The organism is Arthrobacter sp. B1I2 (assembly GCF_030816485.1).
Classification (GTDB): Bacteria; Actinomycetota; Actinomycetes; order Actinomycetales; family Micrococcaceae; genus Arthrobacter.
Genome location: NZ_JAUSYC010000001.1, coordinates 553,723 through 580,295, shown reverse-complemented (window position 1 = coordinate 580,295; position 26,573 = coordinate 553,723). Strand labels below are relative to the sequence as shown.

Genomic DNA, 26,573 nt, shown 5'->3' with positions numbered 1-26,573 from the left:
GCGGCTGGTTGCCGGCGCCCATCCCATCGCATGACGGCTGTGGCCCAAAAGGCTGCGGCTTCCAACTGAACACGCCTTCGACCTGCGGCGGGAGAGCCCTGCCGGTACATCCAGCAGGCGCCGTAGGAGCAAATCCTCCCCAGGAAACTCTCAGGCCCCCGTACCGCCGCGGACAGGCAACTCTGGAAAGCAGCCAGGCATGTCCCTGGCTCACCGACGGTGCAAGCGGCTTTGGCTGCGGAAACTCTCAGGTCCACAACAGAGCGGGGAGGAACCAAATCTTTTGCGGCACCCAAGAAGCCGCTTTATCGATGGAGTTCCTCATGGCGATTCATCCCCCCACGTCCAACGGCGAACCAGCCCGCAATCACGGCGCCACCACGGCAGCCCGCAGCGAGCCTCCCCACCTGGAGCGGCAGCTTACCAACCGGCATATCCAGCTCATCGCCATCGGCGGCGCGATTGGAACCGGCCTCTTCATGGGCTCGGGCAAGACCATCTCCGCGGCCGGCCCATCCGTGATCTTCGTGTACACGATCATCGGCTTCATGCTCTTCTTCGTCATGCGGGCCATGGGCGAACTGCTGCTGAGCAACCTGAACTACAAGTCCTTCAGCGACTTCGCAGCTGACCTCCTGGGGCCCTGGGCAGGCTTCTTCACCGGCTGGACGTACTGGTTCTGCTGGGTGATCACCGGAATCGCGGACGTCATCGCCATCGCCGGCTACTCACGGGAACTTTGGCCGGCCCTGCCGCTCTGGATCCCGGGCCTGGCCACGGTGGCCATCCTGCTCCTGCTGAACCTCGCCACCGTCAAGGCTTTCGGCGAGACCGAGTTCTGGTTCGCCCTCATCAAGATCATCGCCATCGCTGCCCTGATCATCGTGGGTCTCTTCATGATCTTCACCGGCTTCCAGAGCGACGCGGGCACGGCAAGCTTCACCAACCTGTGGAGCCACGGCGGGTTCTTCCCCAACGAATTCATGGGCTTCGTGGCCGGATTCCAGATCGCAGTGTTCGCCTTCGTAGGCATCGAACTGGTGGGCACCACGGCCGCCGAGGCCAAGAACCCCGAGCGCACCCTGCCCAGGGCCATCAACGCCATCCCCGTCCGCGTGCTGCTCTTCTACGTTGGCGCGCTGATCATCCTGATGGCCGTCACCCCTTGGACACAGTTCGCCGCAGGCCACAGCCCCTTCATCGGAATGTTCTCCCTGGCCGGCCTCGGCGCCGCAGCCACTGTGGTCAACCTGGTGGTCCTCACCTCGGCAATGTCCTCCGCCAACTCCGGCATCTACTCCACCTCCCGCATGGTCTTCGGCCTCGCCCAGGAAGGCGATGCCCCTAACCTCTTCAGCCGCCTGTCCAGGAGGAAGGTGCCCAGCAACGCACTGTTCCTGTCCTGCGTCCTGCTGCTCTCCGGCGTCGTACTCATGTATGCCGGCCAGGATATTGGCAAGGCGTTCGAAATGGTCACCACCGTGTCAGCCGTCTGCTTCGTCTTCGTCTGGTCGATCATCCTGGCCAGCTACATCTCCTTCCGGCGCCGGCGCCCGCACCTGCACGCGGCTTCCAAGTTCAAGATGCCCGGCGGCATCCCCGCAGTGTGGGTGGTCTACGCGTTCTTCGCCTTCGTCCTTTGGGCCCTGACAACCCAGCCGGACACGCTCATCGCCCTGCTGGTAACGCCCATCTGGTTCGCCGTCCTCGGCGTGGCATGGGCCATTCTGCGGCGCCGGCCCGCGCACCTGGCCCGCTTCGAGGTCTTCCGGGCTGAGCTTCGCGCCGACGAAGCCGCCGTCGGGCGGAACGCGGGCCGGGATGCTGATCCTGCTGCGCACGAGGCTGAGCAGGCCAGGAAATGACGGCCGGCGGTTCAGCAACTGTCATGTCCGCCGCACAGCCCGCCGCACAGCCGGCCGGAATGCCCGGCGATCCCGAGGGTGCACCGTCACCTGCCACCGATTTCATCCTCACGTTCAAATGCCGGGATTCGCTGGGCATCGTCCAGGCTGTAGCCACGTTCCTCCTGGCGCAGGAGTGCTACATCGTGGACATCAAGCAGTTTGGTGACAAGGCATCGGGTGAGTTCTTCATGCGGGTGCATTTCACCGCACAGGAAGAGTTCGACGGCGGGATGCTGCGCGAGCGGTTCGGTCCCGTTGCGGGGGACTGGGGCATGGAATGGCGGCTGGAGCCGCATAGCCGCCGGCAGCGGATCCTGGTGATGGTGTCCAAATACGAGCACTGCCTGAACGACCTCCTTGTCCGGGCACGGGACGGCGACCTGCCGGTGGAAATCGTTGCGGTGGTCTCCAACCATCCGGACACGGCCGGCCTTGCGGAATGGCACGGCGTTCCGTTCCACCTGATCCCGGTCACGCCGGAAACGAAGCCCGAGGCGGAAACCCGGCTGCTTGAGTTGGTGGACGCGTACGGTGTGGAACTGGTGGTGCTGGCACGTTATATGCAGGTTCTCAGTGACGGCACAACCTCCCGGCTCAGTGGGAGGGCCATCAACATCCACCATTCGTTCCTTCCGAGCTTCAAGGGGGCCCGGCCCTACCACCAGGCCTACGAGCGGGGTGTGAAGACGGTGGGCGCCACCGCTCATTACGTCAACTCCGAGCTTGACGAGGGACCGATCATTTCCCAGCAGGTCATCGAGGTGGACCACACCTACACGCCGGCCGACCTGGTGCGGGTGGGCAAGGATGCCGAGTGCCGCGCCCTGACCAATGCCGTGCGCTGGCACGCTGAAGGCCGGGTCATCCTGTCCGGCGGCCGGACCGTGGTCCTGCGCTGACCTCAATCCCTGTTGCTGCGTCAGGATCCCACGGAATCTGCCGCAGCAGCGGCCCGGTCCTGAGCCACGGACCGGAAAGTTAAGCATGCTTAGTGTCTGTCCACATAGGATGGAAAGAGCACGGCAGCCTACCCGCTGCAGGTCGATTTGAATGAAGGTGACCATGGCCCGGCGCAGCAACCCAGCAGTACGTATTGCACAGGAAACCGCCCACAGAACAATGTTCGATTCGGAGGGCAAGCCGAAGCCCGGCGTCCACAACATGCTCCTGAAGGCGGTGCAGATCCAACGCCCACTGGTGGTTGGCTACATCCGCCGGCTCCAGAAGAAGCATCCACGGGCCACCGCTGCGCAGCTGGCGGACATCGCAGAGCGTGACTACCTGCGTGCTGTTGCCGGCGGCGGCGCCCTGGTGGGTGCAACCGCCGTCGTCCCCGGCGTTGGGACCGTGGCGTCGCTGGGACTTTCCGCCGCCGCCACCGTGGGTTTCCTGGAAGCGACGGCACTTTACGCAACCTCGCTTGCTGAACTCCACGGCATCCGCCTCACCAATCCGGAGAAGGCCGGCACCATGGTCATGGCCATCATGCTCGGTGAGGAGGGCACAGCCCTCCTGGGAACTCTCGGCGGGCAGGCATCCGGCAGCGCCACCAATACCTGGGGCAACGTGCTGTCCAAGTCCATGGTGGTGCCGGGATTCGGCAGCGTCCGGAAGAGAATCCAGACGGCTTTCCTCAAGAACCTGCTCAAGCGCCAGGGAACTGCACTGTTCGGCAGGGCCCTTCCGTTCGGCATAGGGGCCGTGGTGGGTGGAGCCGGTAACCTCGTGATGGGCCGTGCGGTGGCCAGGAATGCCCGTGAGGCGTTCGGGCCGATGCCGGACACCATCCCCGGAGAGCTGACCGCCGCTGCCGGGCCGGACAACCTGACGCTGGAAGGCAACATACTTGGATCTCAACGCTGACGTAGGCCAATCCTTCGGCGCCTGGACCACTGGAGGCGATCCGGCCATGTTCCAGCTGGCCACCAGCGCCAACGTGGCCTGCGGCCTTCATGCCGGCGACCCCGTCACCATGCTGGACACCTGCCGTGCTGCGTACGAACTGGATGTCACCGTCGGCGCGCACCTGGGCTACCGCGATCTGGCCGGCTATGGGCGCCGCGCGCTTGGGATGAGCTTCGATGAGCTTTTCGGTGACGTGCTGTACCAGCTGGGCGCGCTCGACGGCGTGGCGCACGCCGTGGGTGCCTCGGTGGACTACGTGAAGCCGCATGGAGCCCTGTACGAGACGCTGATTCACGACGCCGAGCAGGCCTCGGCCGTGGTTGCGGCCGTCAACGCCTACGATCCAGGCCTTCCCATCCTGGGCTTCCCGGGCTCGGAGCTGCTGAAGCAGGCCAAGGAGGCAGGGCACCCCGTGTTCATCGAGGCCTTCGCCGACCGGGCCTACCTCGCCGACGGCAGTCTGCTGCCGCTGTCCGGGGAGGATGCGGTCCTGCACGACGTCGACGCAGTGGTTGAGCGCGCCGTCCGCCTGGCTACGAAGGGCGAAGTGGTGGCCGTGGACGGAACGGTGGTTGCGGTCCGGCCGGATTCGCTGCGGCTCCATAGCGGGACCCCTGCCGCAATAGAGCTGGCCGCCCGCGTACGGGCAGGACTTGAGGCTGCCGGCGTAGGGCTTGAGCCCTTCGCGTAGGAATTTCGACACCCACGCTAACTGGCGCTACGCAGGTTACTTTTCGCACCCCATATATGGGGTGCGAAAAGTAACCTCCGCGTCGTCAGAATTTATCCGGGTCGCAAGCCCGCGGCAACAGATCACCCGAAGATCAGGTGCGCCACCGTGAAGATCGCCAGCCCGGCCAGGGACCCCACCACGGTGCCGTTGATGCGGATGAACTGCAGGTCCTTGCCCACCTGGAGCTCGATCTTCTGCGAGGTTTCCTCCGCATCCCACCGCGCCACAGTGTCTGTGATGACCCCTGCGATGTCCGAACGGTAGGTCCTGACCAGGTACCCCGCGGCGTCGCCGATCCAGGCGTTGACCTTCCCGGCCAGTTCCGGATCCTCCACGAGCCGCGATCCAAAATCGCGCACCGCTGCCTTGAACTTGATGGTGAGTTCGCTGTGGGGATCGTCCACGGCGCCAAGCAGGGCATTCTTGACGGTGCCCCACGTCCGCGAGGCGAGCTCGCGCACCTCCGGGTCACCCAGGACCTGTGCCTTGATGTCCTCTGCGCGTGCGATCATTGCCGGATCATGCTGCAGGTCCTGCGCGAGGTCGTTGAGGTACTTGTCGATCGACTGCCGCACTTGGTGGCGGGGGTCCGCCTGGACGGCGCGCACAAACTTCAGGATCTCGATGTAGACCTTGTCGCCCACCAGCCCGTCCACGAACTGCGGAACCCAGGTGGGGGACCGGTCGGACACCAGGTGCGTTACGGTTTCGTGGTTGTCGTCCACCCAGTCCGCCGCGCGGTCCACCAGCAGGTCCACCAGCGTGTGATGGTGTCCGTCATGGAAAATCCGCTCCGCCAGCCGGCCCACCGGAGGCCCCCACGGCGGCGTGAGCAGGTGCTTGCGGACCATGCCCTCGATGACGGCCTGGACGTCGTCGTCATTCAAAACCTTGAAGGCGCCACGAATGACCGCTGCGCCCTCCTTTGCCACCCTGTCGGCGCCGCCGGGCGCGGCCAACCAAACACCCGCCCGGCGGGCGATATTAACGCTCGCCAGCTTGTCCTGAACCACCTGTTCAGAAAGGAAATTGGTCTCCACAAACTCGCCCAGGGAGGCGCCGATCTGGTCCTTCCGTCGCGGGATGATGGCAGTGTGGGGGATCTTAATGCCCATGGGGTACTTGAACAGCGCGGTCACGGCGAACCAGTCGGCGAGCGCGCCCACCATGCCGCCCTCAGCCGCCGCGCGCACGTACTGCAGCCACGGATACTCCTTCTGCAGCGCGAACGCGAAGACGAAAATCACGGCCATGGCAATCAGCAGGCCCAGCGCCAGCAGCTTCATCTTCCGCAGCGCTGCCGCCTTTTCGGCGTCACCGGCACTTAGTTGTTGGCTTACGACGGCGCCTGCCGCCTTGGTGCCGGGCCGCACCTGCTGCACTGCTTCGGTGGGGTCTTCCAGCGTGGTTGGCCCAGTAGTTGCCTCAGAGTTCACCTGCATGTGCCAAGCCTAGCCCCGAAGGCGGGGGCGGGTCGGCTACCGTGTGTCCATGACAATTGACGAGTCAGTGCTGCAGCGGCCGCTGGTCTTTGCCCACCGCGGTTCAAGCGGCGCCTACGCCGAACACACCCGCGCCGCCTACCTGCAGGCCCTGGCTGACGGGGCGGACGGGGTGGAGTGCGATGTCCACCTGACCAGGGACCAGCACCTGGTCCTGCTCCACGACGCCAACCTGGACCGCACCTCGGACGGGACGGGGCCGGTGGCTGAACGGACCCTGCGCGAGCTGCACCAGCTGGATTTTTCGTCCTGGAAAGGGCGTCCGCATCCCCGAAACCTATGGGGCACGCTCGGAACAGCTCCTCACCCTCCCTGAGTTGCTGGACGTCCTCCGTGGAGCGGGCCGCGCCGTAAGGCTCGCCATCGAGCTGAAACATCCCAGCCCCTACCAGCTGAAACTGGAGGACCGGGTGCTGGAGGTCCTCCGCAGCGAGGGCTGGGACCCCCGGAGCTCCACGGTGGACAACGTGGCCGTGACCTTCATGAGTTTCAGTCCGGATTCCGTCCGCCATCTGCTCCGCTCCGTCCCGCCCCAGTACATTTGCCAGCTCGTCGACGATCTCACCATCCACGAGATCCGCGGTGGACTGGGCGTGGGGCCAATTGCCGGCGGCGCCATCGCCAACTTCATGAAGGCCACGCAGCTGGAGGGTGAACAGATCCTGGACGACTGCGAGGTGGGCATGGCGGGCCCTGGCATCGACTATGTCCGCGAGCGCCCCGGCACCATTCGCCGCTGGCTGGAATCCGGCCGGCGCTTCCGCGTGTGGACCGTGGACTCGCCGGAGGACGTGGCCCTCTGCCAGGAGCTGGGCATCCAGGAAATCACCACCAACGTGCCGGCCCGTGTCCTTGACCAGCTCCACATGGCCTCACCGCAGGGAAAGTAGGGCGGACACATGGGCACCCCGCGCCTGTATTCGCCGGGTCCATATTCCCCGCGCCGCTGGTGGGCCGGGCCGCTCGACGTCGAAGGCCTGGCACTGCAGTCCGTAGGAGCCGCGGCTGCGGCGCTGAACCTGTATGCCCGCACCCCTGGCCGTTTCAGCACCACACCCGAGCTCACTGCTGCTGCCTTCGATTCCTTCGGACACCTGCGCATCGCCGGACGTGCACCGCAAGGCTTCGCGCCCCTCTCCGGCTTCCGGCGCACCGGCGACGGCTGGATCCGGCTCCACGCGAACTACCCGCACCATGAGCAGCGGCTGCTGCAGGCGTTGGGTGCCACCTCCGCGGAGGGGGTTGAACGGGAACTTCGCTCCATGACGGCCCTGGAGGCCGAGGCCGCCATCCAGGGCCACGGCGGGATAGCCTCGGCCGTCAGGACACGCAGTGAATGGCTGGCCTCGGACATGGGCCGGGCGGCGGGCTCCGGGCCCTGGGTTGCCTTCGAGTTCGCCAACGGCACCACAGCCGGTTTAGGGCTGCAGGATTTTGCAGCGGCGACAGCTGCGGGCGGCGGTTCCGGCGCCGGTAACGGGCACGTCGACGGCCCGCCCCATAGCGGCTTGCCCCATGACGGGCTGCGGGCCCTGGACGGGCTGCGGGTTTTGGACCTGACCCGGGTGATCGCTGGGCCGGTGGCCACCCGCCTGCTGGCGGCGCTGGGAGCCGACGTCCTGCGGATCGACCCGCCTGCCTTACCGGAAATCGAAGACCAGTTCGTGGACACGGCATTCGGCAAGCGCAGCGCGGAGGCTGATCTCGGGCTCCCGCAGAGCCGGCACGACCTCCAGCAGCTCGTGGCCGGTGCCGACGTCGTTATTACTGGCTACCGGCACGGCGCCCTTGGCCGCTTCGGGCTCAACCCGGGGGAACTTCTGGCATCGCACCCCGGGCTGGTGGTGGTCACCCTCGACAGTTGGGGCAGCACGGGGCCATGGAGCGGTACGCGCGGCTTTGACAGCATCGTCCAGGCCGCCTGCGGAATCGCGCACGTCTACGGGAAGGACAACGACGACGGCGGATGGCGCCCAGGTGCCCTTCCGGTCCAGGCGCTGGACCACGCCACAGGGTACGGCGTTGCTGCGGCTGCCGTCCGCCTTCTGGATGGACGCCGGGAGGCGGGGACGGGTGGCTCCGCACACCTGTCGCTTGCCCGCACCGCCGAGGAACTGTTTTCCCTTCCAAAGAACACTGAACGCCCGGCAGAAGTGCCCGCACCCGAATACCGGTGGATGGACAGCAGCTACGGAAAGCTCCGCTATGTTGGTCCGCCGTTGATGGCCGCGGGCCAGCGGCTGGACTACCCGTCCCCGCCACCGCCCTACGGAAGCTCGCCGCCGGCCTGGGCATGACCGCCGCACGCACGCGGCGGTTCCGCCGTCGCCGGCCTGCCCTAACCCACCGGTTTCTGGCCGCCGCCGCGGCTGTGATTGAGTGGTTCCATGTCTTTTCCCTGGTCCGGCCGTGCTGTCAAAAACCTGTCCGCAGCTGCCATGGGAGCCCTGCTGGCCAGCGCGGGCAAGCACTTCAGGGATCCCGGCTTTTACCGCGACATAGTTCCGGAATATCTCTGCCGCCGGGATCCGGAACTTGGCCAAGATCCGGAACCCGGCACGAACAAAAACGCTGTAGTCAACCCTCCGCTGGCCATCCTGTCGCGGGATGAGTGGATCGCCGTGAGCGGGCTGCTGGAGCTGGCAGCCGCCGTCGGAATCATCCTGCCGCCTACCCGAAAGCTGACTGCCACGGCCCTCACGGCGATGTTCACCGCCTTCCTGGCAGGACATGTTGACGCCCTCGTAAGGGCATACGGCCCGCAGGGCACACCCCGCCGGCGGAAGATACACACCGTCCGGCTGCCGCTCCAGGCGCCGCTGATCGTGTGGGCCTGGAGCCTGCGGAAACCCTCGCTGCAGGCAGCTGGAACTGGAGCACGGATGTGAAGCTGTTGGCCTCGCCGGCGGTCAGGGTGGGTATCTCCATCAGCATCGCCACCGGCCTGTACGGGGTGTCCTTCGGGGCGCTCGCCGTGACATCCGGGTTCAACTTCTGGCAGACCATGGCCCTGAGCCTGCTCCTCTTCAGCGGCGGTTCGCAGTTCGCATTCATCGGCGTGGTGGCAGGTGGTGGTTCGGGTATCGCGGCCATGGGCGCTGCGACCCTACTGGGCATGCGCAACGGCATCTACGGCATGCAGCTGAACGCGCTGCTGCGGCCCACCGGCTGGCGCAAGTACGTAGGCGCGCAGCTGACCATCGACGAATCCACAGCCACCAGTACGGGCCAGACGGACCCGGCCGAGCAGCGGCGTGGATTCTGGGCTGCCGGGATTGGCGTCTACGTGTTGTGGAACCTCTTCACGGCCGTGGGTGCGGTAGCGGGCAGCAGCTTGGGCGATCCCAAGCAGTGGGGGCTCGATGGTGCCGCCGTCGCCGCTTTCCTGGCGTTGCTCTGGCCGCGTCTCAAGGGCAGGGAGCCCGTCGCCATCGCGGTGGTGTGCGCCGTGGCCACCGTAGTTGCCGTTCCCTTTGTGCCTGCTGGCGTACCCATCCTGGTGGCTGCCTTGGTGGCCGCCCTGATGGGCTGGTTCAGCCACGGGCGCCGTGACGAGGGCCTTGAGCCGGACATCGAGCCTTACGCCGGGCATCACCCCGGCCACCACCGGGAGGTAAGCGGCCCCCGTACGGACGGGCAGAGTACGAAAGGCACGGATCCGGGGGCAGGCGCATGAGCTTGTGGATCTGGCTGCTTGTGGCCTGCGCGCTTGCCTATGCCTGGAAAATCGTGGGGTATTTCGTGCCCGCCCGATTTCTGGAGGACCCGCGCATATCACGCGTTGCGGGCACCGTGACCATCGGCCTGCTTGCCTCCCTGACCGTGGTGAACGCCGTGGTGTCGGGCCAAGGACTCGCCGCGGACGCCAGGCTGGGGGCGCTTGCCGCGGCCGCGATCGCACTGGTGTGCCGGGCACCCTTCCTGGTGGTGGTCATCGCCGGAGCCGGCACAGCTGCTCTGCTGAGGGCTTTGGGCTGGAACTGACAGGGTGCCCGCCGGCAAGAGTCGTGACGCAGGTCACTTTACAGGCGGGTTGGCGGTTGTACTATGAGATCGGCTTATGCAGTTGGCCATGGCATTCCTATGAACGGCGACCATGGAAAATCAGCTGCATCTTTTGGGGGGCTTGGCGGGCAGACCCCGCCACAAGAATGCCCGACGGCGTGCAGGCCTCCCAGCCAAACGCTTCTTCAAGCGCTTTTCCGGCCTTAGGGACGTACCGGAAGAGGACCTGGAAATTCTCTCCCAAAGGCTCCGTGCGGCACTTGGCCTCGACCCGTCGTCGTCCGTTCCGGCCCTGCAGGCCCTGGTGCGGCAGGAAATCCGCAAGCGTGCAGATGCGGGCAACGCCTAGCGGACCCACATCCCGGATGCCATATGTGGTGGACTGGAAGAGATGCAGCCAAGACCCAGGCGGCCACCAAAGGAGAAATCGAGATGGACGAACAGTCACCGCCGGTTGAGCCGCAAGACGGCCACGGCACCGAGGACACCGGAGAGAGCGCTGCCGAGGCGCATGGCGCTGGAGTACCTGCCGCGGAGCAGTCCGGGAAGCAGCGGCCTGCCTACCTGGACCCCCGCGGCTCCGAATCAACGCGTGAACTGCGGGACACCGCACGGCGGCGCCGGGATGCCGAGGAGAAACTCCAGCAGCATCTGATGGAGGCGAAGCACCACGTCCCCAACGAGTTCCATGAGCACCAGGGGCACGAACACCAGGGACACCAGGACGAGGGAAATGAGCGTCCCGGACCTGGACAGCCGCCACGACCTGGACAGGCGCCCCGCGGCACTGACGGCAGCGCCGAAGCGGAAGAAACCGGCGCCGGGCAGGCAGGCCGGGAAGACTCCTGACAACCGGGCGGCGCTGACCGGTTGGCAGGAGCTGGATACAGCGGTAGCTAGGCCACCCCGTGGGCGGCGCCGTCAGGGGAGACGGCCCTGCGGCAGCTTTCTTCGACGCCCATTTCGTACCAGACCTGCGCGCCGAACTCAGGCTCAGGGGTATCAAGGTTCTGGTACAGGGCGTCCAGCAGTTCCACGAGTTCCCCGGATGTCAGCGTAGGCAGGACTTCCTCCGGCCCGCGTGGATCAGTGAGGAACCGGAAAAGCTTTGAGCTGTTCATCGCAGCGTGGCCGTTGCAGGGCGGATACGCACGAAAAGATGCATGGGTCTGCTCCATCTCGCAATTATCGAGGCTGGCTGCCTAACCCCGCTCTGAGTTTATTGCACCTGCTGTGTGCCGACAATGGTGCCGGCGGGGATGCCAGGTGCTGCGGCAGCCGGGACGGGAACCAGCACGGGAAGCGGGCGTGACGGGCGGACCGTGCGGATGGCGTCCTCGACCAGCGCCAGGGGCCGGCGCCAGGCATCAGAGCCCGGTTCCATGGTGTCCACAACGCCGATCAGCATGGCGAGCAGCCGGAACATGTCCGTCATGGAGATGTCTGTGCGCAGGCTTCCCTGGCCTTGCCCGCGCACCAGCAGGACGCTCATGGATTCCATCAGCGATCCGGTGATTCCGGTGAGGAGTTCCCGCCGGCCGGCCACGGCGCACAGCAGGTTGGCGTCGTCGCTTGCGGCAGACATCAGGGCCTCGAGCACGCGCAACAGCCCGGCAGCGGCATCAATATCGGCCAGGGCGCCGTCCATGACGGGGTCCACGGTGAGCCGGAGCTGCCGGTTAAGCGCTGCCAGGACCAGTTCTTCCTTGTCCGCGAAGTTGCGGAACAAGGTTGCCGGGCCCACGCCCGCGGTGGTTGCGATGGTCTGGAGCGGCACTTCCGGGCCGAACTCCCGGAAACACTGGCGCGCCGCCGTAATGATCTTGTCCACGTTCCGCGCTGCGTCTGCGCGGAGGGGCTTTCGGGCGACTGCGAGGCTCATGCCCAAAAGGTTAGCAACGGAGCCCGGGGCCAACACCGTTACTGCGGGGTAGGGGCTTATGTGACGGCGGGCAGCCGCGCCCGGGCCTGCGGCGGCGCCAGGCCGCATGCGAGACTGGGAGGCATGTTGCTTGCATTCTCTGTTGCCCCATCAGGCGTTCCCAGCGAGGGCTCCCGGCCAACCGACGCGTCCGTGCACGACGCCGTTGCAGCCGCGGTGAGGATCGTCCGGGAGTCCGGGCTGCCCAACCAGACGGATTCCATGTTCACCACCATTGAGGGTGAGTGGGATGAAGTGTTCGACGTCGTTAAGCGGGCCACCGAGGCCGTGGGACGCTACGGCAGCCGCGTCTCGCTGGTGATCAAGGCCGACATCAGGCCCGGCTACAGCGGCGAGCTGACGGCGAAGGTGGACCGCCTCGAAAACGCCCTGGCGCAGGAGCCCTAAGCCTGCGCTGGGGAGGCGCGGTGTCTGGACCCCCGGGACACCGCGTGCCAAACTGTGCCCATGTTCGAGCACAAACCCCGGCCGGAGTGGATTGCCACTGAGGAGTTCTTATCCAGTGCTGTCGTGCATCCGGACGCAGCCGTCCAGCAGGCCATCCGCGCTGCGGCCGAAGCCGGGATGCCGGCCATTGAGGTGGCGCCAAACGCCGGCAAGCTCCTGAAACTCCTGGTGCAGTTGTCCGGTGCCCGCCGCATCCTGGAGATCGGGACGCTGGCGGGCTGCAGCACCATCTGGATGGGCCGGGGACTTCCCCACAACGGCAAGATTGTCACGTGCGAATACCTGCCCCAGCATGCAGAGGTGGCGTGGGCCAATATCGACGCCGCCGGCCTGGGGGAAAGGGTGGAAATCCGGCTGGGCCCCGCACTGGATACCCTCGCCGCCCTCGAGGAAGAGGACAGGGAGCCGTTCGACTTCATTTTCATCGACGCCGACAAGCAGAACAACAGCCGCTACCTTGACTGGGCCGTCAGGCTCGGCAGGCCGGGTGCGGCCGTCGTCCTGGACAACACGATCTGGGAGGGGGCGGTACTCGATCCGGAGATCGACCCCGTCAATGCGCCAGGGATCATTGATGCACTCAAGCTGCTCGGCGACCACCCGCGGCTGGACGCCACCGTCATCCAGACCGTCGGCTCCAAGGGCTGGGACGGGTTCGCCCTGGCGCGCATCCTCCCGCAAAAACAGTAGGCGGTACCCGGGGGTTGCCGCGTACCTCCTGGCGCTTGCCCAGCCATGAGCTGTCCGGAAGACGGAGCGGGCCTGGGACGCAGAGAAGGGCTGCTGCCCAACGGCAACAGCCCTTCTCTCTAAGCTCTCTCTGCCATGAAGCGTCCCTGGCCTTTCATCGGCCCGCTTCACGAGGCCCGCTTACCGGGCTGTTACACCAGGTCCGGGGCGCTGGCCACGATGTAGTCGGCCGCGGCTGGTCCAGTCATGGAGAGGTTATTGCTGTCCGGGTTGATTCCGGCGTCCTGCAAGGCCTCCCAAAGGGCGGCCGGCGACTGGAGTTCGGCCTTGTGCAGAAGGCACCAGCTTGTATAAAGGCCGTATAGCTCGTCGCGTCCGAGGCCCAGTCCGGGCTCCCTGTCCGGGACAACTGCTTCGGCAAGAAACTGTTCAAAATGGGTAGCAGGCATGTCCGCTCATTAAGGGTTGACAGTGATGCCGCCGGCTGCTTCAGCGGACCTGCCGGTTTCCGTAGGATCCCGGCGAGGTATTCAAGAAAGTATTGCAGTTCAAGGCGTTTTGTCCAGTTAGGCCAGGGCCCGGGGAGTTGCGAGGGGGGCCGGCGGCGACTGGGGGGACTGGCCTCGGTCTCAGAAGAGGCCATCTCACCGCCGACCCCGTATATACCCGGAGTATTGCATCCCGGGAAAAACAACAGGACCTTCAAGATGAATTTTCCTCCATCTCGAAGGTCCTGCCTAGTCCCCCTGCGCACTGGTCCCCGTGCGCAGCGGCTGCACCCGCCGGGCTAAGCGTCCCTGCTGTGCCGGCCGCCGTCGTCGGACTCTCCGTTGCCCGCGCGGTGCTGCACCTTCTCGCGAACCCTGTCGCGGTGCCGCTCCCCGTGGGAATCGCCGGCCTGCCCGTTGCCGGCAGGCTGCTCATCCTGACTGTCGCCGGAGCCGTCCTGGCCGTCCAGGTCCTCCTCCGAGCTGTACTTTTCCCGGAGTTCACGGCCGTGCTTGATGTCTTCCTCGATCTGCTGCTGCAGCTTTTCGCTCTTCTTGGTGTCCCGCGGCGGCAGCTGGATAGTTTCCTCTGCCTTGATGCCGGCCTGGAGTTGACGGCCGCGCTCCACCTCTGCGTCGAACTCAGCGCCAAACAGCAGTGACATGTTCAGGATCCACAGCCACAGCAACATGATGATCACGCTGCCCAGCGCGCCATAGGTCTTGTTGTAGTTGCCAAAGTTGCCTACGTAAAAGCCGAAGCCAAGCGAAGCGATCAGGAACACGAACAAGGCAATGCCCGAGCCCATGCTCATCCACCGGAACTTGGGCTGCTTGACGTTGGGTGTGGCGTAGTAAAGGACGGCAATGATGGCAACGATCAGGATGACCATTACCGGCCATTTGGCGATGTTCCACACCGTGAGGAAGGGGCCACTGAGGCCGATCAGGCCGCCCACTGCCTCGGAAACCGGCCCGCTGAGCACCAGCATGCCGGCCAGCAGCGCCACGATGACCACGGCCAGGAGGGTGACGGCGAGCATGGTGCCGCGCAACTTCACGAAGGCACGGCCCTCATCCACCTCATAGACCCGGTTCATGGCCCGGCCGAAAGCACCTACATATCCGGAGGCGGACCACAGGGCGGTCAAGAGGCCGAGCACCAGGGTGAACCCGGCGGCCGGGGCGCTGGTCAGTTCCGACACTGGGCCGCTGATCGTGTTGACAGTCTCTGCCGGAGCGAAGCCGCGCACGATCTCGAGCAAGGCGTTGGTTGTCTTCTGTGGATCACCGAAAAGGCCAAGCAGTGAAACGAGTGCCAGCAGGGCCGGGAACAGCGAGAGCACTGCGTAGTACGTCAGGCTGGCTGCCAGATCGGGGCACTGGTCCTTGGTGAACTCCCGAAGCGTCTTTTTGGTGATGTATTTCCAGGACGGTTTATCCAGGTCCCTCGGGCTGTCGGGTTTCCTTGCGTCGTTTGGATCCGGAGCCTGGCCCGCCTTCGCGGTACTGGTCTCGGAATCGTCGTGAGTGGCCATGGGGCGTCCTCTCAAATCAGGGGGCCGAAGCGGACAGGCCGGCCCCGCGGGTGGCGGTGCCGGCCTGTCGATAAAAGCTGTTGCCTTGCGGGTGCTGCGGCCGCCGTGGGCTAGGTGTTTTGGACGTTGTCTTTGGCGTCTGTGGCGCGGTCTTTGACGTCGGTGGCGGCTTGCTGGCCTTCGGTCTTGACGTTTTGGGCGGCGTCGGTGGCGGTGGCTTTGACGTTTTCCATGGCTTCCTGGGCTGGTTCCTTGAGGTCCTGGGCCATGGTTTTCGCGGCGTCGGTGACCTGGGTGGCCAGGGGCTGGGCTGCGGTTTTGAGCTGGTCCGCGGCTTCGCGTTCCTTCTGGCTCGGCGGGATCAGTGAGGAGACCAGCAGGCCGGCGCCGAACGCGATCAGCCCGGCGGCCAGGGGGTTGCCCTGGGTTTTGGCTTTGACCTGGTCCGGAGCGGCGGAGACGGCCTGGCCGGCGTCGGAGAGTCTGGCCGAGACGGTGTCCCCGGCCTGGTGCAGGCTGTCCCCGGCGGAGTGCATGGCGTTGGTGGTGTGCCCGGCACCGGTGCTGGTGGTGTCGTGGACCTTGGTGGTGGCGGTGTCTGCTGCTCCCATGATTTTCTCCTTCACCCCGCTCACGGCGCCCTTCACTTTGTCGGTTTGGCGGTGGACGATGTTGGACGGGGTGACCTTGTCGGCCACGGCGTCCACGTTGGTGCCCAGGCGTGCCCGGGTGGCTTCTATGTCTGCGCGGATGACGTCAGGGTTTTCGCTCATCGGTTTACCTCACCTGGTTTTAGGGTTGGGGGAATTTCTGAGAGGGTTTCGCCTGTTTGGGGCATGCCCTTGATCTGCTTGAGTTCCTTGCGGCCCATGGAGGCCAGGACCGCGGCGATGATGCCCCAGATCACGGCGACGATCAGCGCGGACCAGCCCAGGGGCATGATGGCGCCCAGGGCCCACATCAGGGCCAGGGACAGGAAGAGCAGGACGAAGTGTCCGCCGACGCCGGCGCCGGCGAGCATGCCGGCGCCTTTGCCTGCGCGGGAAGTGGTTTGTTTCAGTTCGGCCTTGGCCAGTTCCACTTCCTGGCGCATCAGGGTGGACAGGTCCCGGGTCACGTCACCGAGCAACTCACCCAGGGACGCGTTGTCCGCTTTCACATGCGCCTCACTGGGCGGCATCTCGGGAATCTGGCTACTCATCACAAACCACCCGTCTGGCCCCGACGCGCGCGGTCCTGGGTGAGGGGATCGTTCGCCATGGGATCGTCGGCGAGGTCGCGGTCACGCAGCGGGTCGTCGGACACCTGGTTGCCGGACCATGGCTCCTCCACCAGCTGCGGGCTGTCAAGGCCGCTGGCCGCACCCGAAGCCTCGGGATAGCTGCTGCCCGGTGCGCCGCCGTCGTAACCGGCCGTAGTGGTGGCCGGGCCGGGAAGCTGGACAGGCGGCGGGGGAACGGTACCGCCGGCAGGGGGATACGGCTGGCCGTACTCGCTGCCGTAGGTGCTGCCGGAGTACTGGCCGGACAGGCCCGCGGCGCCGGAAGAGGTAGTGGTGGAAGATTCGGGTGCGCCTGCGGTGAGGCCGCGGGTGAGGCGTCCGGCCAGGACGCCGGCGCCGGCGGCGAGGAGCAGGAACGTTCCGGGACGGTTGCGGGCGAACCGCTGGACCTCGTCCAGGAGGTCACCCGGCTCCCGGTTCTCCAGCCAGGACGCCATCGAGGAGGTCCGCTCGGCCGCCTGCCGGACGAGGTCCGAAGCCATGCCCTGCTGGTCCGGGGCACTGGCCATGCTCTGCAGCTGGCTCGAAATGCTGCGGATGCCCTCCGCTGCCTTCTGCTGCTGCGTGCCCGCCTGGCTGGTCAGTCCCGACCTGGCCTGGTGCAGGAGGTCCTGCGCGTTGGTTTTCGCCTCATGCGCCACGTTCGCGGCCTCACTCTTGGCAGTCTGGGCAACGCCCTGGGCGGACCCCGCCGCAGTACGGGCCACGTCGGCTGCTTCTTCCTTTGCAGCCTCTTTGCGCGAGGATCCAGAGGTTTCATCGGCGGTGGCGTAGCCGGTTCCGGCGTCGCCTCCGTATGGGCTGGCAGTCGATGGGAAGGTGGTGGCCTCCCGCTCGCCAGGGATTCCTGTACTGCCCGGAGGAAGTGGTGTAAGCCGGGTCCTCGGGCCATTGGTTCTCTGTCATCTTCGCTCTCTCTTTCCAAGAAGGCCGGTTGTTGATCAAGAACCAGCAATACTGGCCGTAAAATGATAAGCATGGTTACTAATAAAAAGTAAGTACCCTTGCTAAGCGAGTTATAACCGTTCCAAAAATGTCAGCCGGAATGGCGAGGGCCTGCCCGGTCACAACGAAGTGGAAAGTGGTGGGAAAAATGGATACAGCTCCATGGGTATGGGTGGTAGTTGCCATTGTTGTCGTTGCACTGATCGTGGTGCTCCTTCTGGCCGGTGGAAAGCGCCGGAAGGCTGCCCAGCAGAAACGGGACCAGGAGCACCGGGAAAAGGCTGCCGAAATCCGGCGTGAAGCCGAGAATATGGAAATTGATGCCCGTGAGCGGGAAGCTAAGGCCATTCGGGCGCGGGCTGATGCTGAGCAGGCACAGGTTGACGCAGCGCGCCTTCGGCAGGAAGCCGAGCAGCGGGCCCATGAAGCCCAGTCCCTGCGGGGTGACGTTGCCACCCATGCCCGGAAGGCTGACGAACTCGATCCCGACGTCGGAGCGGATGGCAGCCGACGGGATCGCCGGGAAGGGCATGCCGACGCCGGACGTCGCGACGCAGGGAGCCCTGACACCCTTGCCGACGACGCCAATACGACCGGGCCGGACGCTGAATCGGCACGGAGGCGGCAATCGGACGCCACGGACACTTCCGGTGGACGTGATCTGCGCGATGAGGGACATCCGCGAACCGGCATTTAAGGCTGGCCGCTCCCGCGGCAAAAACAGTCGCGGGTGCTAGGGCCGGCGCCGTAAGCCAGGGATGGTCTGCCGCGGCCTGAGAACGGGGGAAGGGTCAATGCCTTTCCCCGTTCCCATGCCTGCCAGGAGTTCCTTGACCGCGTCAATGGATGACACTTTCGGTTCCCACCCCAAAATCCGTTGTGCGCGGCTCGTGTCCATGATGGGTGCGCCGGCCGCCATCTCCACCCACCCCGAATCCGTGGGCTGAATACGTGCCCGCCAAGTCAGGTCCACCACTGCGTGAAGCAGCCGCATGGGGATGGGAAGGATCCTCTTGGCGCCAAGGATGCGGGCAAGCTCCCGGGGAGTCAAAACCGGTTCGGCGGCAATGTTGAAGGCGCCACTGGCCCGCTGGTCCACCACCCGCCAGTAAGCCTCTGCCACGTCATCCGCGTGGACCGCCTGGAAGATCAGGTTGTCCGGAACCGGCAGCAGCGGAACCCAGGGCTTCCGCGGTACGAGCCGCGGAAATGCGTGCCCCAGGAAATACCTGCCGATTTCACTTCCCGCCCTTCCCTGGAAAATGAGTCCCGGCCTCAGCCGGGCGACAGTAATGCCTGGCTCTGCGGCCGCGAACTCGTCAAGGAGCTTTTCCTGCTCCGCCTTGTGGCGGCTGTAGTGCGAGCCGGCCATGCCTGTTGCCGGCCAGGACTCGTCCCTCCGCTGGTCCTTGTCCGCCTTGCAGTAGGCGCCCACCGACGAGGCGCACACAACCTGTTTCACGCCCATCCTGGCGGCAGCTTCCAGGACATTCCTCGTGCCCGTGACATTGGTCCTGTGCAGGAGCGCCAGATTGCGGTTCGGCTGGATCTGCCACGCCAGGTGGACTACCGCATCAACGCCCGCGAGCGCCTCCTCCAGCTGCGGCCTGTCCTGCTCCAGGCCCACATCCAGGGTGTGCCACTGCACGCCGCCGTAGGGGTCCTGGGAGGTATTGGGCAGCCGGCGGCTGATTCCGACAAGCTGCAGGCTGCCGGGCTTCCGGGCGAGTTGGCCCTGAAGATTGCGCAGCAATGCTGTTCCTGCGTTTCCGCTGGCTCCCGTGATGGCTATGCGCATGATAACGACTCCTTGGCCGGTGGTCCGGTTCCGTCTTACATGCCGAGCCTATAGCGGAGAAGGATTGTTTTATAAGCAACCTTATGATTTCCTACTTCTAAGTCTTGCCGCAGGCTTTCGGAACCAGACAGAGGGAACCAACACTCATGCCCGAGTCCTTTGCCGCACTTGCCGTGGACGCTGCGCCTGTCCATCACCAGCAGTCCGAGCCGGCACAACAACAAGCTCCTCCCGCCACATCAGGACGGCTGCGGGAGACGTTCGAGAATGACCTGGTCCTACGGTACCTGGACCTCGCCGAAGCCCTCGCCGCCCGGTTCGAGGCCCGCGGCCGGGAGCGCGCAGACCTGAACCAGGTGGCCTACCTGGGCCTGGTGAAGGCGGCACGCGGATTCGACCAGGCCAAGGGTGAAAGCTTTCCCGCCTACGCCGCGCCCACCATCACCGGCGAACTGAAGAGATACCTTCGCGACCGGACGTGGGTTGTGCGCCCGCCCCGCCATATCCAGGACTTGAGGACCCGGCTGTTCCGGGCAGAGCCGGAGTTGACCCAGTCGCTGGGCCGGAACCCCAGCGTTGCCGAACTGGCCGGCGAGCTGGGGACTGACCCCGCTGAGGTGCAGGAAGCCATTTCGGCATCCAGCAGCATGCACCCGGACTCCCTTGACGCCGTGAACCCGAACTCGGATGCACCGTCCATTGGCGAAATCCTGGCCTGCCCGGAAACGCCCCTGGAGCGGCTCGAGGAACTCGCCTGCCTGCGCGACGCCATGCAGGACCTGGACGACTCAGACCGCGAGCTCCTGTACCGCCGCTACTTCTGCGAGGAAACACAGGTTCAGCTGGGGAAGCGGTTGGGAATGTCCCAAATGCAGGTGTCCCGCCGCCTCGCCAAGGTGCTGGTGGAACTGCAGCGCCGCCTCGAGGCAAGCGCCCAGTTCGGTGGGCCGGAGGATGCTGCCGCCAATGAAACGTCGTCCCGGGTTGCTCGCGCGGACCAGACAGCCAACCACGTTGCGCCATTCCGGCAAACCAGGAATGGGCATGCCGGCAGCAGTGCGGGCACTGCTGCCGGCCGCCGCTTCGGCGGCACGAGGACCAGGTAAAGGCCGCCCCAGACAGCCCTGCGTTGTCACTGGTTCGACGGCGGACGACGGCTCCAGGAGCTCTCGCCGCCGGCCTGCCGGAAGGCTGCGCAGAAGGGCTTCGGCGGGCAACGGAAGGAGCACCTAAAGCAACAGGCTTCCTATCTTGCCTGTTCAAACGCCCGGCAAGAACCCGCTACTGCAGCTGAAAAAGCCTGCGGCCCTGTTTAGGAGCAGCAGCAGGGGGGAACTGGTTGGTTATGGGAAGCTCTGAAACCTCCAAGCTCCGGGCTGTCCTGTTCGACCGGGACGGGACCCTGGTGGTCGATGTGCCCTACAACGGGGACCCCGGCAAAGTACGGCCAATGGCCGGTGCCAAGGCAGTGCTGGACAGCCTGCGGGCAGAAGGAATCGCCACCGGTGTGATCAGTAACCAGTCAGGTATTGCCCGCGGGCTGATCACGGCCGAGGACGTGGCAAAAGTCAATGCCCGGGTGGAAGAACTGCTGGGACCTTTTGACGTGTGGGAAGTTTGCCCCCACGCCGAGCAGGACGGCTGTGCCTGCCGCAAACCCGCCCCGGGAATGGTCCACAGCGCCTGCCGCAAACTGGGCATCCACGCATCGGAGGCTGCCCTTATCGGGGACATCGGCGCCGACGTGGGGGCTGCCGAGGCTGCCGGCGCCACCGGAGTCCTGGTTCCCACGCCCGTGACCCGCGCTGAAGAGGTGGCTGCGGCACGGCTGGTCGCCTCCGATCTGGCGTCCGCCGTCGGCCTGCTGCAGGGGACGCCCTGATGGGGAGCGTCCTGGTGGCCCGGCTGGACAGCATGGGCGATGTCCTGCTGGCAGGTCCAGCGGTCCGCGCGGTGGCCAACGGCCGCGCCCAGCACGGCGGAAGCACCAACCACGTTGTGATGCTGTGCGGCAGGCAGGGCGAAGCTGCGGCCGCCATGCTCCCGGGCGTCGCCGAGGTCTACAGCTGGGACAGCCCCTGGATCATGAACCCGGCGCCACGGATGACCGGCCCGCACGCCGACAGGCTGATCGAATATGTCCGGAACTCCCGGATCACCGAAGCAGTCATCCTCACGTCCTTCCACCAGTCACCGCTGCCGCTGGCCCTGTTGCTGCGGCTGGCAGGCGTGGAGCGCATCACCGGCGCTTCAACCGACTACGCCGGTTCGCTGCTGGACGTGCGCCTCAAGCCGGGGGAGGACTTCCCCGAAGACCAGCCCGAGGCGGAACGGGCGCTGGGTATCGCCGAGGCCGCCGGCTTCCGGCTTCCCGCCGGCGACGACGGAAAGCTGCACGTCAGCTCCGTTCCCGATGTGACGCACCTGGTGGGTGAGGAACCGTACGTCGTGGTCCACCCCGGAGCCGCTGTTCCCGCCAGGGCCTGGCCCCCGCTGCACCATGCGGCCGCCGTCGAACTTCTCCAGGGTGCGGGGTACCGGGTGGTGGTGACCGGGGGTCCGGGCGAGAAGTCGCTGACCGCCACCGTGGCCGGCCCCTCGGCGCTGGATCTCGGTGGGCGCACCGACCTTCCCACCATGGCCGGCGTGATGGCGGGCGCGGATGCCGTGATCAGCGGCAACACCGGGCCGGCCCACCTGGCCGCCGCGGTGGGAACACCGGTGGCGTGCCTGTTTTCCCCCGTGGTCCCGGCGATCCGCTGGGCACCCTATGGCGTGCCCCTGGAACTCCTCGGGGACCAGAACGCACCCTGCCGCATGTCCCGCGCCCGGGTTTGCCCCATCCCGGGCCACCCCTGCCTCGACTCGGTGTCCCCGGAGGAAGTGGTGGCGGCGGTGGAACGCCTGATCAGCGGAGTGAGCTCCTTCAGCACCCACGTCAGCACCCGTAGAAAGGCCCGCAACAGATGAGAATCCTGCTCTGGCATGTCCACGGTTCCTGGACGGACGCCTTTGTCCGCGGCCGTCATGAGTACCTGCTTCCCGTCCTGCCCGAACGGGGAGCCTGGGGGCTGGGCCGCGCCGGCAGGGACTGGCCTGAATCAGCGCGGGAGGTGGACCTGGCGACGCTCGACGCCGACTCCGTGGACGCCGTCGTCCTCCAACGCCCGGAAGAGATCGATGAAGTGGTCCGCACCTTGGGCCGGACGCCCGGGGTCGATCTTCCGGCCGTGTTCGTGGAGCACAACACGCCCAAAGGCAACTTCCCGAACACCAGCCATCCACTCGCCGACCAAAACAGTATTCCGGTGGTTCACGTCACCCACTTCAACCGGCTGGCCTGGGACAACGGCTCTGCTCCCACCACGGTGATCGAGCACGGAATCCCCGATCCCGGACAGCTCTACACCGGTGAGCTGCCGGAACTTGGCGTAGTGGTCAACGAACCGGTGCGGCGCGGCCGGGTAACAGGAACCGACCTGCTGCCAGCCTTCGCGTCCGTGGCGCCGCTGCAGGTGTTCGGCATGAAGACAGAGGGCCTGGCCGAAGCCACTGGAATCGACGCTGCACGCCTGACTTCCAGGGGCGACCTGAAAACCCGTGAGCTGCACCGGGAACTGGCGCGTTGCAGGGTCTACATCCACCCCATGCGCTGGACCTCGCTGGGGCTGTCCCTCCTGGAGGCCATGCACCTGGGCATGCCGGTGGTGGTGCTTGCCACCACGGAGGCCCCACGGGCGGTGCCGCAGGAAGCCGGCGCCGTCTCCGCCGACGTCGACGAACTGCTCCGCTGCGCGGCGCGGCTGGTCGCCAATCCGGATGAAGCCCGACGGCGGGGACTCGCCGCCCGTGAGGCGGCACTGGAGCGTTACGGCCTGGGCAAGTTCCAGGACCGCTGGGACGAGCTCCTGGCGGACCTGCGGAACCGGCCCCGGCACCCCGTCAACAAACGGCCGGACGAGCGGATCCTCGTTCCGGCGCGGGAGAGGAAGACCCCATGAAGATCGCCATGATTTCCGAACACGCCAGTCCGCTGGCGGCACTGGGCGGGGTGGACGCCGGCGGGCAGAATGTTCACGTTGCCGCACTGTCCGAGGCCCTTGCCCAGCGGGGCCACCACGTCACCGTGTACACCCGCAGGGACGCAACGGAGCTTCCTGAACGGGTCCGGGTGGGGCGCCGCCTGGAGGTGGTCCACGTGGACGCCGGCCCGGCCCGGCACGTGCCCAAGGATGAGCTGCTGCCCTATATGGGCGAACTCGCGGACGGCGTGGCCAGCGACTGGGGACAGCGGCCGCCGGATGTGGTGCACGGCCACTTCTGGATGTCCGGCCTGGCTGCCCTGGACGCCGCCCGGCGGCCCCACACCGGATACCGCGTACCGATGCTGCAGACGTTCCACGCCCTGGGGACCGTCAAGCGCAGGCACCAGGGTGCCGAGGACACCAGCCCCGAGGCACGCCGCTGGCTGGAACCAGGCGTGGGACGCTCCGCGGACCGGATCATCGCAACGTGTTCGGATGAGGTCTTCGAGCTCAAGGCCATGGGCATCGCCACCGGCAAGATCTCCATTGCCCCCTGCGGTGTGGACCTCAGCTTCTTCTCGCCGGAGGGCCCGGCGGCCGCACGCAAGCGCCGGTACCGGATCCTCTCAGTAGGGCGGCTGGTGCCGCGCAAAGGCGTGGACCTGGTGATCCGCGCGCTTCCCTACCTCAAGGCGGCAGGATTCGACGACGTCGAGCTCCTGATTGTGGGCGGGGGCGGTGACTCGAGCGTGATGCACGCCGACCCCGAAATCCGCCGCCTGCTGGACCTTGCCGCCGAGCTCGGCGTGTCTGAACAGGTGACCCTGCAGGGGCAGGTGTCCCGGGCTGAGATGCCGGGCATCTTCCGCAGCGCGGACGCCGTGGTGTGCGCCCCTTGGTACGAGCCGTTCGGCATTGTCCCACTGGAGGCCATGGCCTGCGGCGTTCCAGTGGTGGCAGCAGCGGTGGGCGGGCTCCGGGACACGGTGGTGGACCACACCACCGGCCTGCACGTCCCGCCGCGGGACCCGGAGGCCATCGCATCGGCCCTGTCACTGCTGCTGGGAAACCCCGCCCTCCGGACCAAACTCGGCCAGGCCGGAGAGCGGCGCGCCCGCACCCGGTACTCCTGGGACCGGGTGGCAGCGGAAACCGAGAAGGCCTACCAGCTGGCCATGGCCGGTGCCCCCGCCGGCGTTGTACCGATGGAAGGAGCCGTGCTGTGACTGCCGAATGGTCCCTGCGCGAAGCAGACCTGCGCACCCTGACCGCGCCGCCGGCGCTGCCCGCGGTAATCCCCGGCGCCACCTTCGTGGATCCGGCCAGCGCCGACGCCGTGCGAACCCACCTGGACAATGTTCTTCCGGCCCTGGATTCACTCCGCAGCCAGTCCGGCCGGCTCGCCGCCTGGGGCGTGGAGCTGGCGCAGCGCCTGCTGCGCGGGCAACGCCTGCTGGCGGCCGGCAACGGTGGCTCGGCCGCGGAGGCGCAGCACCTCACCGCCGAGCTGGTGGGCCGGTTCGACAGCGAGCGGGTCCCGTTCTCCGCCATCTCCCTGCACGCCGAATCATCCGCGGTCACCGCCATTGCCAACGATTACGGCTACGACGAGGTCTTCGCCCGGCAGGTCCGCGCGCACGGCCGCTCCGGCGACGTGCTGATGCTGCTGTCCACCAGCGGCAAGAGCCCCAACCTGCTGCGGGCGGCGGAAGCGGCGTCCCGGCTCAACATGACCACCTGGGCACTCACCGGCGCCGGACCCAATCCGCTGGCGGATGCCTGCGATGAGGCCGTCATGGTCGACGCCCTGAACGCCAACGCCCAGGAAGGGCACCTGATCGCCCTGCATGCCGTCTGCAGGGCTTTCGACCTTGAGGTTGCCCGGCACACCCCATCCCTTGTCCCGGGACTGGCGAACGGGGGCCGGCCATGAGGATCGTGGTCGTGGGTGACGTGATGCTCGACGTCGACCTTTCCGGTGAGGCCACCCGGCTCAGCCCGGACGCCCCTGTTCCCGTTGTGGACGTTTCCGGAGTCCGCCGCCGTGCAGGCGGTGCAGGCCTGGTGGCCCGGATGCTGGCGCAGGACGGCTGGCCCGTCACCCTGGTGACGGTCCTTGGAAATGACGACGCCGGCAGCCAGCTCCGCACACACCTCGCCGGGGTGCGGCTCGTGGCAGGGACCAGCGGGTACCCCTCTCCGGTCAAGACCCGCGTCCGGGCGGGTTCCCATCCGGTGGTCCGCTTTGACCAGGGCTGCGAAAGGACGCCCGTGCCGGACGTCAGCCCCGCCATGCTCCGTGCCGTGGAAAAAGCCGGCGTGGTCATCGTTGCCGACTACGGCAGGGGATTGGCAGCGAACGCGCAGCTGCGCGACCTGCTGGCCCGGCTCGCCGATCAGGTGCCCATCATCTGGGACCCGCACCCGTCGGGCCCGGATCCGGTGCCCGGGGTGGCCGTCGTGACCCCCAACATTTCCGAAGCCACCAAGGCGGTGCAGTCAGGCGCTGGACAAGGTTCCGGCCAGGCAGGTTCCGCTGAGGCCGTGGCGGAAATCCTGCTGGAGCGTTGGCGCAGCCAGGCCGTGCTGGTGACCAGGGGCGAGGAAGGGGCCGTCCTGCTGCGGCGCGGCGAGAGCTCTTCCCGTGCCGTTCCCGCGCCGAGGGTGGAGGCCGGCGATCCCTGCGGGGCCGGCGACCGCCTGGCCGCCAGCCTGGCAGTGCACCTCCTGGCCGGCCGCGACCTGCCCGAAGCGGCGGCTTTGGCAGTGCATGACGCTGCGGATTTCCTGGCCGCCGGGGGAGTTTCGGCGCTGCCCGATACTCCAGAATCCGATGCTGCCACCGGAGATGCCCGGACGGTGCCGGCGCCCGGCCGGCGTACCACCGAGCCGCTGCTTCTGGCCCGCTCGGTGCGCGAAAACGGTGGAAAAGTCGTGGCCACCGGTGGCTGCTTCGACCTGATCCATGCCGGCCACATCCGGTCCCTCGCCGCCGCCCGCGAGCTGGGGGACTGCCTGATCGTATGCCTCAACTCCGACGACTCGGTGCGGCGGCTCAAAGGACCGGAGCGTCCCATCATCGGCCAGCATGACCGGGCGGAACTGCTCCTGGCGATGGAATGCGTGGACGCGGTGATGGTCTTTGACGAGGACACGCCCGAAGCCGCGCTGGACCGCCTCCGCCCCGATATCTGGGTCAAAGGCGGCGACTACAAGGGAGCCCGCCTGCCCGAAGCCGACCTGGTGGAAAGCTGGGGCGGCCGCTGCCTCACCGTCCCGTTCCACCCCGCCCGCTCCACCACCGGCCTGGCGGACGCACTCGCCAAGGTCAGCTGAACCCGTTTACTTGTTTTCCCCATTGAAAGG

29 protein-coding genes, 1 pseudogene and 2 riboswitches are annotated in these 26,573 nt (G+C 66.6%); of the genes and pseudogenes, 20 read left to right on the top strand and 10 right to left on the bottom strand.

The genetic code is table 11. The annotated features are described in order from the left end of the window. Positions 1–78: 78 nt before the first annotated feature. Positions 79–176: riboswitch (glycine riboswitch) on the top strand. Continuing rightward, positions 177–272: riboswitch (glycine riboswitch) on the top strand. Positions 273–323: 51 nt separating this feature from the next. The 4 genes from cycA (at position 324) to QFZ57_RS02690 (ending at position 4,503) form a co-directional block, all read left to right on the top strand. Beyond that, on the top strand, positions 324–1,865 hold the full coding sequence (gene cycA / locus QFZ57_RS02705) for a D-serine/D-alanine/glycine transporter (RefSeq protein WP_306897742.1): 1,542 nt from the start codon (positions 324–326) through the stop codon (positions 1,863–1,865). 59 nt (positions 1,866–1,924) lie between these two features. Further along, on the top strand, positions 1,925–2,806 hold the full coding sequence (gene purU, locus QFZ57_RS02700; RefSeq protein ID WP_306632408.1) for a formyltetrahydrofolate deformylase: 882 nt from the start codon (positions 1,925–1,927) through the stop codon (positions 2,804–2,806). A 163-nt stretch (positions 2,807–2,969) separates the two neighbouring features. Then, positions 2,970–3,770: a hypothetical protein gene (locus QFZ57_RS02695; protein WP_306632407.1), complete on the top strand. Its 801-nt coding sequence runs from the start codon at positions 2,970–2,972 to the stop codon at positions 3,768–3,770. Beyond that, complete coding sequence (locus tag QFZ57_RS02690) at positions 3,754–4,503, top strand: LamB/YcsF family protein (protein ID WP_306897740.1); 750 nt, start codon at positions 3,754–3,756, stop codon at positions 4,501–4,503. Before QFZ57_RS02695 ends, QFZ57_RS02690 begins: the two co-directional genes overlap by 17 nt. A 122-nt stretch (positions 4,504–4,625) precedes the next feature. Here QFZ57_RS02690 and QFZ57_RS02685 read toward each other — a convergent pair whose 3' ends face one another. Continuing rightward, on the bottom strand, positions 4,626–5,987 hold the full coding sequence (locus QFZ57_RS02685; RefSeq protein WP_306628929.1) for a DUF445 domain-containing protein: 1,362 nt from the start codon (positions 5,985–5,987) through the stop codon (positions 4,626–4,628). A gap of 49 nt (positions 5,988–6,036) precedes the next feature. Between QFZ57_RS02685 and QFZ57_RS02680 the strand changes: the two are divergent. The 7 genes and pseudogenes from QFZ57_RS02680 to QFZ57_RS02650 all read left to right on the top strand — a co-directional run bounded on the left by QFZ57_RS02680 (position 6,037) and on the right by QFZ57_RS02650 (position 10,901). Next, a pseudogene (locus QFZ57_RS02680) lies at positions 6,037–6,937 on the top strand (glycerophosphodiester phosphodiesterase). A 9-nt stretch (positions 6,938–6,946) separates the two neighbouring features. Then, positions 6,947–8,344 (top strand): CoA transferase, encoded by a 1,398-nt coding sequence (locus QFZ57_RS02675; protein WP_306897737.1) that lies wholly within the window; start codon positions 6,947–6,949, stop codon positions 8,342–8,344. A 90-nt stretch (positions 8,345–8,434) separates the two neighbouring features. Then, positions 8,435–8,935 carry a DoxX family protein gene (locus QFZ57_RS02670; protein WP_306897735.1) on the top strand — a complete coding sequence of 167 codons (501 nt, stop codon included), beginning with the start codon at positions 8,435–8,437 and terminating at the stop codon, positions 8,933–8,935. Beyond that, positions 8,932–9,723, top strand: a complete 792-nt coding sequence (locus tag QFZ57_RS02665; RefSeq protein WP_306628925.1) for an AzlC family ABC transporter permease — start codon at positions 8,932–8,934, stop codon at positions 9,721–9,723. Before QFZ57_RS02670 ends, QFZ57_RS02665 begins: the two co-directional genes overlap by 4 nt. Further along, positions 9,720–10,031 (top strand): AzlD domain-containing protein, encoded by a 312-nt coding sequence (locus QFZ57_RS02660; RefSeq protein ID WP_306628924.1) that lies wholly within the window; start codon positions 9,720–9,722, stop codon positions 10,029–10,031. Before QFZ57_RS02665 ends, QFZ57_RS02660 begins: the two co-directional genes overlap by 4 nt. 112 nt (positions 10,032–10,143) lie before the next feature. Beyond that, positions 10,144–10,401 carry a hypothetical protein gene (locus QFZ57_RS02655; RefSeq protein ID WP_306897731.1) on the top strand — a complete coding sequence of 86 codons (258 nt, stop codon included), beginning with the start codon at positions 10,144–10,146 and terminating at the stop codon, positions 10,399–10,401. A gap of 83 nt (positions 10,402–10,484) precedes the next feature. Continuing rightward, positions 10,485–10,901, top strand: a complete 417-nt coding sequence (locus tag QFZ57_RS02650; protein ID WP_306897730.1) for a hypothetical protein — start codon at positions 10,485–10,487, stop codon at positions 10,899–10,901. Positions 10,902–10,948: 47 nt separating this feature from the next. Here QFZ57_RS02650 and QFZ57_RS02645 read toward each other — a convergent pair whose 3' ends face one another. Further along, on the bottom strand, positions 10,949–11,230 hold the full coding sequence (locus QFZ57_RS02645; protein ID WP_306628921.1) for a hypothetical protein: 282 nt from the start codon (positions 11,228–11,230) through the stop codon (positions 10,949–10,951). 41 nt (positions 11,231–11,271) lie between these two features. Then, on the bottom strand, positions 11,272–11,934 hold the full coding sequence (locus tag QFZ57_RS02640; RefSeq protein WP_306628920.1) for a TetR/AcrR family transcriptional regulator: 663 nt from the start codon (positions 11,932–11,934) through the stop codon (positions 11,272–11,274). Positions 11,935–12,057: 123 nt separating this feature from the next. On the opposite strand from QFZ57_RS02640, the gene QFZ57_RS02635 reads away from it, so the two are divergent. Both QFZ57_RS02635 and QFZ57_RS02630 read left to right on the top strand, forming a co-directional pair. Beyond that, positions 12,058–12,381 (top strand): thiamine-binding protein, encoded by a 324-nt coding sequence (locus QFZ57_RS02635; protein WP_306628919.1) that lies wholly within the window; start codon positions 12,058–12,060, stop codon positions 12,379–12,381. 60 nt (positions 12,382–12,441) lie between these two features. After that, positions 12,442–13,131 carry an O-methyltransferase gene (locus QFZ57_RS02630; RefSeq protein WP_306897727.1) on the top strand — a complete coding sequence of 230 codons (690 nt, stop codon included), beginning with the start codon at positions 12,442–12,444 and terminating at the stop codon, positions 13,129–13,131. Between the two features lie 191 nt (positions 13,132–13,322). Here the strand turns inward: QFZ57_RS02630 and QFZ57_RS02625 are convergent, their stop codons facing one another. From QFZ57_RS02625 to QFZ57_RS02595, 7 genes are all read right to left on the bottom strand, one after another. Then, entirely contained in the window at positions 13,323–13,580 is a 258-nt protein-coding gene (locus QFZ57_RS02625) for a hypothetical protein (RefSeq protein WP_306628917.1), read from the bottom strand. Between the two features lie 338 nt (positions 13,581–13,918). After that, complete coding sequence (locus QFZ57_RS02620; RefSeq protein WP_306897724.1) at positions 13,919–15,157, bottom strand: YihY/virulence factor BrkB family protein; 1,239 nt, start codon at positions 15,155–15,157, stop codon at positions 13,919–13,921. A gap of 110 nt (positions 15,158–15,267) precedes the next feature. Then, positions 15,268–15,930: a DUF3618 domain-containing protein gene (locus QFZ57_RS02615; RefSeq protein ID WP_306628915.1), complete on the bottom strand. Its 663-nt coding sequence runs from the start codon at positions 15,928–15,930 to the stop codon at positions 15,268–15,270. After that, positions 15,927–16,358, bottom strand: coding sequence for a phage holin family protein (locus QFZ57_RS02610; RefSeq protein WP_306629297.1), 432 nt, complete (start codon positions 16,356–16,358; stop codon positions 15,927–15,929). Before QFZ57_RS02610 ends, QFZ57_RS02615 begins: the two co-directional genes overlap by 4 nt. Beyond that, entirely contained in the window at positions 16,358–17,146 is a 789-nt protein-coding gene (locus tag QFZ57_RS02605) for a hypothetical protein (RefSeq protein ID WP_373461172.1), read from the bottom strand. Before QFZ57_RS02605 ends, QFZ57_RS02610 begins: the two co-directional genes overlap by 1 nt. A 329-nt stretch (positions 17,147–17,475) precedes the next feature. Next, positions 17,476–18,063 carry a hypothetical protein gene (locus QFZ57_RS02600; protein ID WP_306897716.1) on the bottom strand — a complete coding sequence of 196 codons (588 nt, stop codon included), beginning with the start codon at positions 18,061–18,063 and terminating at the stop codon, positions 17,476–17,478. 54 nt (positions 18,064–18,117) lie between these two features. Beyond that, entirely contained in the window at positions 18,118–19,182 is a 1,065-nt protein-coding gene (locus QFZ57_RS02595; RefSeq protein WP_306897714.1) for an NAD-dependent epimerase/dehydratase family protein, read from the bottom strand. 146 nt (positions 19,183–19,328) lie between these two features. Between QFZ57_RS02595 and QFZ57_RS02590 the strand changes: the two genes are divergently transcribed. From QFZ57_RS02590 to QFZ57_RS02560, 7 genes are all read left to right on the top strand, one after another. Then, positions 19,329–20,288, top strand: a complete 960-nt coding sequence (locus QFZ57_RS02590) for a sigma-70 family RNA polymerase sigma factor (protein ID WP_306897712.1) — start codon at positions 19,329–19,331, stop codon at positions 20,286–20,288. Between the two features lie 239 nt (positions 20,289–20,527). Beyond that, positions 20,528–21,064 carry a D-glycero-alpha-D-manno-heptose-1,7-bisphosphate 7-phosphatase gene (locus QFZ57_RS02585; RefSeq protein WP_306897710.1) on the top strand — a complete coding sequence of 179 codons (537 nt, stop codon included), beginning with the start codon at positions 20,528–20,530 and terminating at the stop codon, positions 21,062–21,064. Further along, on the top strand, positions 21,064–22,152 hold the full coding sequence (locus tag QFZ57_RS02580; RefSeq protein ID WP_306897708.1) for a glycosyltransferase family 9 protein: 1,089 nt from the start codon (positions 21,064–21,066) through the stop codon (positions 22,150–22,152). The genes QFZ57_RS02585 and QFZ57_RS02580 overlap by 1 nt, the downstream gene beginning before the upstream one ends. Beyond that, entirely contained in the window at positions 22,149–23,183 is a 1,035-nt protein-coding gene (locus QFZ57_RS02575; RefSeq protein WP_306897706.1) for a glycosyltransferase, read from the top strand. The genes QFZ57_RS02580 and QFZ57_RS02575 overlap by 4 nt, the downstream gene beginning before the upstream one ends. Next, complete coding sequence (locus QFZ57_RS02570) at positions 23,180–24,433, top strand: glycosyltransferase (protein WP_306628906.1); 1,254 nt, start codon at positions 23,180–23,182, stop codon at positions 24,431–24,433. The genes QFZ57_RS02575 and QFZ57_RS02570 overlap by 4 nt, the downstream gene beginning before the upstream one ends. Next, positions 24,430–25,140, top strand: coding sequence for a D-sedoheptulose-7-phosphate isomerase (locus QFZ57_RS02565; RefSeq protein WP_306897703.1), 711 nt, complete (start codon positions 24,430–24,432; stop codon positions 25,138–25,140). The genes QFZ57_RS02570 and QFZ57_RS02565 overlap by 4 nt, the downstream gene beginning before the upstream one ends. Next, on the top strand, positions 25,137–26,543 hold the full coding sequence (locus QFZ57_RS02560) for a PfkB family carbohydrate kinase (RefSeq protein ID WP_306897701.1): 1,407 nt from the start codon (positions 25,137–25,139) through the stop codon (positions 26,541–26,543). Before QFZ57_RS02565 ends, QFZ57_RS02560 begins: the two co-directional genes overlap by 4 nt. Positions 26,544–26,573: the final 30 nt, after the last annotated feature.